Origin of the sequence: Bacteroides sp. 2_2_4 (assembly GCF_000157055.1) — a bacterium.
GTDB lineage: Bacteria > Bacteroidota > Bacteroidia > Bacteroidales > Bacteroidaceae > Bacteroides > Bacteroides ovatus.
In genome coordinates, this window is sequence record NZ_EQ973357.1 from 380,619 (window position 1) to 384,272 (window position 3,654).

Annotated in this window: 3 protein-coding genes; all 3 read right to left on the minus strand. The window is 46.7% G+C overall.

Annotation, left to right across the window (positions count from 1 at the left end; genetic code table 11):
• A partial coding sequence (locus tag BSCG_RS20010) for a sulfatase-like hydrolase/transferase (protein ID WP_008775313.1) occupies positions 1-732 on the minus strand: 732 nt, incomplete at its 3' end.
• Positions 729-1,916 (minus strand): family 43 glycosylhydrolase, encoded by a 1,188-nt coding sequence (locus BSCG_RS20005; RefSeq protein ID WP_032849384.1) that lies wholly within the window; start codon positions 1,914-1,916, stop codon positions 729-731. The genes BSCG_RS20005 and BSCG_RS20010, both read right to left, overlap by 4 nt.
• Before the next feature lie 47 nt (positions 1,917-1,963).
• Entirely contained in the window at positions 1,964-3,517 is a 1,554-nt protein-coding gene (locus BSCG_RS20000) for a sulfatase (RefSeq protein ID WP_008775315.1), read from the minus strand.
• Between the last annotated feature and the right edge of the window lie 137 nt (positions 3,518-3,654).

Below are 3,654 nucleotides of genomic sequence, written 5' to 3' on the forward strand. Positions count from 1 at the left end.
CCGTTTCCAGCGGGCGTCACGAATCTTATCCCATCCTTGCATATAGAGAGACATATATTTATCGGTCACTTCTTTCGGCGCATGCAAAGGGAAATGGGGAGCGTTATAGGCCAGATACAGGAACAACGGTTTCTTCTCCTGATGTGCCTGGTCGATAAAGTCAATCGCATAATCCGTTATCACATTGGTAGCGTAGAAAGTTCCTTCCTCATAGTGTCTGGGCGTACGGTCTTTAGGCAAACGGGTATATACCGCCGGATTCCAGAAAGAGTTGAATCCGCCCAACAGTCCGTAATATTCCTGAAACCCACGAAGAATGGGATTTGATTTATTCCCCAGATGCCACTTTCCTGACATAGCCGTAAAATATCCGGCATCTTTCAGGACTTCTGCAATCGTGACGTTATCCGAATTGGAACGGAAACCGGAATATCCTTTCGGCCAAGCAGGATGACTGCCGTCCATGTGTCCCAATCCCGTCTGATGCGGATAAAGCCCCGTCAACAGGTTGGCACGCGACGGGCAACTGCGTGCACTGTTATACATCTGCGTCATACGGACGCCATTCTTTGCCAGTTTATCCAACACCGGTGTATGAATCTCACCACCGAAACAGCCAAGATCGGAGAAGCCCAAATCGTCTGCCAGTATGATAATAATATTCGGTTTGTCCTGCGCATACGTCATCGGGACCAGAGCCAGGCTGCCTGCTATCAATAAAGAAGTTTTCATTTGGTATTATAATTAAAGTTGGGTTTGAATTTACCATTCTCATAGATCATCGGAATTAATCCGGGACGGCACGTCACTTTATATTCCGCCGCCTGTGCCCCACGCGGATTGAAGAACATGGTAGCCCACCAGTTTCCATCCTTATCCTGGAAAAGGTTGTTGTGTCCTCCTCCCGTGATGGCATTGTAGCGTTCGCTATAGGGACCATACACATTATCGGCTGTCGAGATGATGCAGTCGTAACTATAACGTGTCTTCGGCGAGGTTACTCCCTTTTTCTCGATATAGGTATCTCCCTCCGACGTACGGTGCGACCATATAGCCTGTACAAGGTGATATTTGTTATCGTATTTGAAGATAAACGCTCCTTCAATATACGGTTCCGGATTATATTTTTTCTCTTTCAATGTTTTCAGTTCCTCGGCAAATCCGCTCATATCCGGTTTCATACGGGCGATATAATGGTTGTGCCCGACAAAGTAGACAGTGCCGTCCGTATCTTCGAACAAACTTCCGTCGATATTCGGGAAGATGGCTTTGTCTTTATTACCTTCGATATTCTCGTACGGTCCTTCCGGTTTTCCGGTCTTGCTCCGCAAAATGAAAGAACCTCTCCCACCTGCCGACTCATTCATGCAGGCAACGATAAACCAGTTCTTCGCGCTTTTGATATAATGCATTTCCGGAGCCCACACTGCATGGAAGCGGTTGTCCATCGGATCACCGTTGATGGATTTCTTCTGATATTTCTCTCCTGCTTTATATACTTTCGGCTTCTTTTGCCAGGTTCCGTCTTTTTCCATCGACCATATTTGTCCTCTGGCTTCCCAGGACTTCATATCTTTGGAACGCCACAAGTACAAACCGTCGTTCCAGTCCCAGCAATGTCTCTGTCCCGGAAAGTAACGGTCGGGGGTAGAGGTCGTTCCTGTGATATAATAATAACCGTCGGGACCCAGCGTAGCCCAAGTGTCCCTCATCCAATAATCAAATGCCGGCTTTACAGATGTCGGAACACGTAGTTCCGGAGCGTTTGTATCTGCCGTTCCATATAACTGTGCTGATGCTGTAGAGATGGAAATAAATCCTGTAAACAAGATCAATCCTAATCGCAAAATCAATTTCATAAATTTCTGTTTTATGTTTACGGATACAAAAATAGGCCGTTGCGGGGCAGACTTCATGGAATCATGTTTTTAATATCCGTAGGTATGTACAATCTTCTTATTTTTTAGTGTTCCGGGTGGAGATAATTAAATGGATTCTGTTTAAAATGGTAACGTCTTTGCGGGAGAGGCAACGGGTCCTGCAAACGCAACTCCCATGCCAGTAAACGGGTCAGAAGTTCTGTTTGAATTTCGCTGTATTTCTTCTCGCCAAACAGATTATGAATTTCCGAAGGATCTTTCTTTAAATTATAAAGTTCTCCGTTACCATAATGATTCATGACCAGTTTCCAGTCATCCTTTCTTATCATGCGTGAGGTACCGCTTTGCGTCCAGGTGTTCAGTTCGTCGAAGTGGGCTATTTTGCCGGAAGTCAATGCTCCTTCCTGTTCAAAAGTCAAGGAGGCATCCAGTCCGACATCAGCTCCTCCGAAGCCTTGTTGTACGACCATGCTAGAGAATTCTTCTTTAGGGTAAGCTTTTCCGGTCAGCATCGGCCACAAGCTACGGCCCTGAACTCCTGCCGGTATTTCGGCACCGATGACAGAGCAGAAGGTGGGGAAAAGGTCGGCTATCGATACGTGGCTATCCATAGGGGCAGGCTGGTTCTTGATTTGATATCCTGCCCATACCATCGGGATACGTACGAGGCTTTCGGAAAGTCCGGCTCCTTTACGGATCAATCCGTATTCCCCCCAGTAGTCACCGTGGTCGGAGAGTACGACAAAGATGGTGTTTTCATATTGTCCGCTGGCTTTCAATGATTCGATCAGTCTCTTGATCTGATCGTCTATCAACCGGATCATTCCGATATAGTTGGCACGGATTCGAGGCAAGTCTTGTTCCAGGTTCGGGCAGGACGCGTCTTCCAGTTGCGCCAGAATACGGTATTTCTCTCCTTTCTTTGCCAAATCCTTACGGGAGGTCTTTAAGACAGGAAGCTTATCGGGGGAGAACATGGAGTAATAGGGTTCACATACCTGATAAGGGTTGTGAGGTTCCGGAAAAGAGACCCATACGAAGAAAGGATTTTCTTTCTGCTGCTTAATCCATGCCAGTGCTTCGTTCACGATTTTGGTGGGATGCTGTTCTTCCAGCGAGATGGGAGATGGCTCCAACCATTGCCCCCTGGCTTGCTGATTCAGGAAACGGGCAGTCTCCTTCTCTGCGGGAGTCGTCTTTTTGTGCTTTCCCCAGTGTCCGTATTCAGACCAGAAATCAAGGTCGGCAGGTTTCAGGTAAGCGTGATTCTTGCCGACCAATGCTGTTTTATATCCGTTTTTTTTCAATACGCCCACTAAGTCCTGTTGATAGGAAATGTCAGGAATATTATGATTCGTGCGTACATGAGTGGCGGAAGGAAAACGCCCGGTGAACATGGAACAACGTGCCGGAGAGCTGGCCGGCATCACAGTGTATGCCTTATTGAACCATACATTCTCCTGTGCCAACCGGTCGACAAAAGGGGTTACTTCCAGCGGAAAACCTTCCCTGCCGCACAAATCGGCACGCTGCTGATCGGTCATAATAACCACAATATTCGGTTTGCCGGTTTGTGCCTGGGCTGATATTGTCAAACCTTGTATGGCAAGCCCTGTGATACAAAAGATTGCTTTCATTTTATTAATTTGCTATTTGACGATTAAAAAACTGTCTTGACTTATATCTCGGAATAGTAAATGATAATTTTGCGGAGTGCCCTGAAAGGGCTTAATTATATAGCGTAGGGCAACGCCCTACGTAAAAACGACAATCT